Below are 4,370 nucleotides of genomic sequence, written 5' to 3'. Positions count from 1 at the left end.
GCCAATCATTTTGCATTACGAGCAAAACTTTTCATTAAAGCCAATCAGATAGCCTATGCTGAATTGCAAAAAATGAAGATTGCGTAACATCAGTTCATCACAATACCTCGTTATTCACAAAAAATGTTTCCTTACATACTATATCATATCCCCTATAAATTGATTATAATTTACGGATGACCTATCCGATATCATTTCGCCGTAAAGTATTATCCATTCGAGAGAAGGAGAATCTCTCAATCGCGCAAGTGGCACAGCGTTTTTGCGTAGGAGTAGCCAGCGTGATGCGTTGGATCAAAACTCCCGATCCCAAGACAACCCGTAACAAGCCTGCAACTAGGATTGACAGGGAGAGGTTGGCGCAAGACGTCAAGAATTATCCGGACGCGTATCAGTATGAGCGCGCCAAACGGCTTGGCGTCAGTACCCAGGGCATCAATCACGCGTTAAAGCGTCTGGGCGTAATCTATAAAAAAAAGCCTGCGTCACCCCAAAGCCAGCGAAGAAGAGCGGCGTATCTTCCAAGAAAAAATTGAAGGCTATGAGCGCGAAGGCCGCGTCATCGTCTACCTTGATGAAGGCGGCTTTGCTCACGATATGCCACGCACGCATGGCTATGCGCCAATGGGTGAGCGTTGCCATGGCGTAAAAGATTGGCATGCAAGAGGCCGAACCCATGTGATCGGCGCCCTGATCGGAAAGGCACTCTGACCGTAGGCCTGTTCATAGTCCGTATCACCGCCAACATTGTCTATGCGTGGGTGACGCAGGACCTGTTGCCTAAACTTCTGCCCGCTTGCGTGATTGTCATGGACAATGCGACATTCCATAAGCGGCAGGATATCCAAACTGCCATTGCCCATGCTGGGCATACACTTGAATACCTACCGTCTTATTTCTCAGGCATTAATGACATTGAGCCAAAATGGGCCCAGGCCAAAGTCATCAGAAAAAGGAAAGGTTGTTCCATCGAGCAGCTCTTTGCTGCCTATGTATTTTGATTATTTTATATGGGATTTTATATAGTTAAATGCTGTATCAACATTTTTCGCTCTCGCCTTGTCTTGCTTAGAACTCTGAATTGTTAGAGGCGCCCTTAAGTACGTTAGAAACGATTTGATTGTTTAAGTACAGAGATCAAGCATTTGGAGCTGGAAAAATTAAGATATTCTTGGGATAGGCTGAAAATAACCAAAGGAACAAAACAAATAACCGATCAGGTTATTGACGAGTAATAGAGTAATTACAACAATTTTATTAGTCAGGTTCGGTGAAGCTTCTGCATCTTTTTGAAGCACTGGAAATAAACATTACCCTTACTTGACATAAAGCACTTATCCACAGCTTTATTCACGAAAATTGTGAATAAAAGTTTTATCCAATGAATAAGCTAGATTTGCCTTATCTTCATACTAGTACTTCAAGCATGTGATAGTTCCCAAAGCTGTAAATCTCTCTTTTTATGTAAATATACAATCAGCAAATCGGATTAATACATAGATTTTAATTAATACTTGCTACATACCACAATCGGTGCCAGTAGAAAAATATAGGAAAAAAATCGCAAAAAATATTTTTCTTGACGCTCTAATTTCAACAGAATACTTTGAAGGTAAAGACAAATTAAGTGACCAGCCGTATTTCTCACCGACAACAACGATAAATCGATAAGCTACTGCAGAAAGGTCAAATCACCTTTAAACAAGTCAACAGATTTATTAATCGGGTCTTTTATTTATTGCCTCATTTTTATCTTCCTGTGATTCACCAAGAAATGCCATAAAGGCAGAATAGCGAAAGATCAGGTTAAGAAGTAAAACTATTTCCCTTTTCCAAAAAGGAATATGAGGTGCAAATTCCTCAATATGAGGATAGAAAATTAAAAACATTGCTTGAATGTTATTGATACGCTGCTTTATATCAATCAATAAAGCTATAAAAAGCATATAGATCCTTACATGGTTTTGTTTGTTGTAGTTGATTTTTACCCGACTATCTACATTTAACGGCTAAATGGCAGGTTTCTGTAGGAATAATTTCATTTAGTGCCAAAAAAAATTATATAGCCATAAATTGCGAGGAAGGAATTATGGCTGGAAAGGCAAGTGGAATAGATTATTTAGTATCAGCGCGAGAAGTATTAAAAGCAGCTAAAACAGCAGAGAAGTTGAGAGTGACGCAAGCAGTTATTACTGCCCTTAGAATTGGACATGTGAATAGAGAAAATGGCAAAGGCTATTGGCCGTTCTGTTAGATGAACATGTAGCATGCGCTACTGTAGAGTTGCTCGCTACGAGGATGAAACGCCTCGATCAAAACGGAGTCTGCGTAACCGTGCGATTGCCACACTTGAGCAGGAAGTACAAATTCTGAATGAGATTTTGGCGCAAGCAGTTTAAGGAGGTATAGTAGTTGTTCCTCCACTTAAAGAGAAATCGAGAAACAACTGCGCAAGCGCATAGCGTTCTCAACGATTTATCGAATGCTGGCTCACCATGGCTGGCGTAAATTAGTTACAGCTACCGCTCATCCGCAGGAATACCTTTAGGACGAATAGCGAGAAACATACCTTCATAATCGTGTGTTTGACAATATTGATGCCCTCGAGAATCATTTGGTTACTGCATGAGGTGATCTCTAAAATGCCCCGGCTTTAATTAGTCGACCCTGAAAAACTGCCTCAATGACCATATTGGATCAGCAATTTTAAAAGGCAGTGTACTCATAAAGTCAAAATCGAGCGGTTTAGTTCTCTTGCCTCAAAGTATTTGTGAGGTTTGCACTCTTCGCCACGGGAAATAGAGTAAAAAAATGGCTAACAGCCATTGTTTCAGATTTCAGGCGACAACGGCCATCAGCAGGTTGATGCGATCACCGACAGCACCTTTCCGATAGTTTCTCGCCATTCGATAATCCGATTTCAGGTGACCGATAATCGGTTCAATTGCCCTGCGCGTCTCCTACACTGTTTTCGCTTCTTGTTTTTCTGGTGCCGGGTATCCTGCTTCAATGCTTTGCCAGGTAGAATGATCGGAGTGCCATTGACTTCGCGTTTACTACGATAGCCGCGATCGCATACGGCTTGCTTGACAGCTTTCCCACGCGATTGCTCCACAAGGCGCAATATGTTCCGGCAAAGCCGGAGGCTTATTTCTGTTAGCCCCTCAAAGGGGCAAGAATTGGCGCCACCTAAAGGTGGCATCACATCCCAAGCTTGAGCTGATCATAATGTTCATCCTCCTTCTCTTGATGCCTGATATATTCTCTGACCATCTCTTCATCTAACCCTACGGTTGATACAAAATAACCGCGTGCCCAAAAACTTTTACCTGTGAAATTTCTAGATCTCCCCATAAACTTCCGCGCTATCGATATTGCACTTTTCGCTTTGATATACCCTACTACGTAAGATACCGAGTATTTCGGAGGAATACTGATGCACATGTGTACATGATCAGGCACCAGGTGCCCTTCTACTATTTGGCAGTTTTTCTGCTCCGCTAATTCGCGCAATACCTTTTCAAGGTGTTTTCGTATCATTCCGAATATCACTTTCTTCCTTCTTTTCGGAATAAATACGACATGGTACTTACAGTCCCATGTCGTATGCGTCAAACTCTGATAATCTCTCATTTGATTCTCCTAGCTCTTGATCAAGCTAAAAGAATCACGGTGACCGTATCACACGGTCAAACCTTTAATAGTCCCCCGGCATAGCCGGGGGATTACCTTATTTATTCAGGCAAAGTATGACTGTCATGCAGATTCTGTTCGTGGCTGACAACGCTGACAATCAGTGCCTTTTGCGGTACTGACTATCGATGCTTTGCTGCCGTACTCCTATTGTTTGTGGTCTTTCGCCTTGGCCACGCAGTATACTTGCGGTTCATGCAACGAATAGATCTTGTTGGTATCCTTCGGTTGCTGCGCAACAATCCGCTCATACAGAAGGAAATCTCTTTGGTAACGCTCAAACAAACCATATTGCGGCAATGCTCTGCGTAATTTCCGTAGCAAAATTCCAGCAATGATTCTCAACCGCTTGAGTGTTCGTTTTGCCTTCGCTCTTTTGGTGACGTGACGAAAATGCCGGATAGCCAAGCGTAATGATTTTACTTCTTTGACGAAAGTGCGTCGCCGGGTCACATCATGCGCTTTGGCAATCTTGTTGGGGCGATTGATGATCTTGATCGCCAACTTGCTATTGGTTGGGTATGTGATGTTCTTCTCATGTACAGTCATATCCACCTGAACGGCCTCTTCCAGCGCCGAGTTCCCATGCAGACCAACGCTCATTTGAAAAATCCGATCTACGCCTTCAGCACCGAGACGCTGGCGAAAATACACCCGCTCCGTGCTATGGCAAGGCA

At 42.8% G+C, this 4,370-nt stretch carries 6 protein-coding genes and 2 pseudogenes; 4 read left to right on the top strand and 4 right to left on the bottom strand.

The features are described from left to right. Window positions 1–176: 176 nt before the first annotated feature. Both BM122_RS20400 and BM122_RS20395 read left to right on the top strand, forming a co-directional pair. The gene (locus BM122_RS20400) at window positions 177–536 is read left to right on the top strand and encodes an IS630 transposase-related protein (RefSeq protein WP_074907409.1); all 360 of its coding nucleotides are present in this window, start codon (window positions 177–179) and stop codon (window positions 534–536) included. 171 nt (window positions 537–707) lie between these two features. Further along, on the top strand, window positions 708–1,001 hold the full coding sequence (locus BM122_RS20395; protein ID WP_256212260.1) for a transposase: 294 nt from the start codon (window positions 708–710) through the stop codon (window positions 999–1,001). A gap of 717 nt (window positions 1,002–1,718) precedes the next feature. On the opposite strand, the gene BM122_RS20390 is transcribed toward BM122_RS20395, so the two are convergent. Next, on the bottom strand, window positions 1,719–1,946 hold the full coding sequence (locus tag BM122_RS20390) for a hypothetical protein (protein WP_074907406.1): 228 nt from the start codon (window positions 1,944–1,946) through the stop codon (window positions 1,719–1,721). 143 nt (window positions 1,947–2,089) lie between these two features. Between BM122_RS20390 and BM122_RS24595 the strand changes: the two genes are divergently transcribed. Both BM122_RS24595 and BM122_RS25665 read left to right on the top strand, forming a co-directional pair. Next, window positions 2,090–2,254, top strand: a complete 165-nt coding sequence (locus BM122_RS24595; RefSeq protein WP_218152194.1) for a hypothetical protein — start codon at window positions 2,090–2,092, stop codon at window positions 2,252–2,254. Between the two features lie 13 nt (window positions 2,255–2,267). Then, window positions 2,268–2,399, top strand: a complete 132-nt coding sequence (locus tag BM122_RS25665; RefSeq protein WP_256212259.1) for a hypothetical protein — start codon at window positions 2,268–2,270, stop codon at window positions 2,397–2,399. A gap of 360 nt (window positions 2,400–2,759) precedes the next feature. On the opposite strand, the pseudogene BM122_RS26430 reads toward BM122_RS25665, so the two are convergent. The 3 genes and pseudogenes from BM122_RS26430 to BM122_RS20370 all read right to left on the bottom strand — a co-directional run. After that, a pseudogene (locus tag BM122_RS26430) lies at window positions 2,760–2,959 on the bottom strand (IS5/IS1182 family transposase); the annotation flags it as partial. Window positions 2,960–3,201: 242 nt separating this feature from the next. Continuing rightward, entirely contained in the window at window positions 3,202–3,633 is a 432-nt protein-coding gene (tnpA, locus tag BM122_RS20375; protein WP_074907404.1) for an IS200/IS605 family transposase, read from the bottom strand. Window positions 3,634–3,737: 104 nt separating this feature from the next. Continuing rightward, window positions 3,738–4,370: pseudogene (locus tag BM122_RS20370) on the bottom strand (IS5/IS1182 family transposase); the annotation flags it as partial.

Origin of the sequence: Nitrosomonas communis (assembly GCF_900114745.1) — a bacterium.
Lineage (GTDB): Bacteria > Pseudomonadota > Gammaproteobacteria > Burkholderiales > Nitrosomonadaceae > Nitrosomonas > Nitrosomonas communis_A.
The sequence above is the reverse complement of the archived record's forward strand: the minus strand, read 5'-3'. Positions and strand labels throughout refer to the sequence as shown.

Excerpts from the sequence above, each read along its gene's own strand:
- BM122_RS25665 (WP_256212259.1), top strand. The coding sequence starts at position 2,268 with ATGCGCTACTGTAGAGTTGCTCGCTACGAGGATGAAACGCCTCGATCA.
- tnpA (WP_074907404.1), bottom strand. The coding sequence starts at position 3,633 with ATGAGAGATTATCAGAGTTTGACGCATACGACATGGGACTGTAAGTAC.
- BM122_RS24595 (WP_218152194.1), top strand. The coding sequence starts at position 2,090 with ATGGCTGGAAAGGCAAGTGGAATAGATTATTTAGTATCAGCGCGAGAA.
- BM122_RS20390 (WP_074907406.1), bottom strand. The coding sequence starts at position 1,946 with ATGCTTTTTATAGCTTTATTGATTGATATAAAGCAGCGTATCAATAAC.
- BM122_RS20400 (WP_074907409.1), top strand. The coding sequence starts at position 177 with ATGACCTATCCGATATCATTTCGCCGTAAAGTATTATCCATTCGAGAG.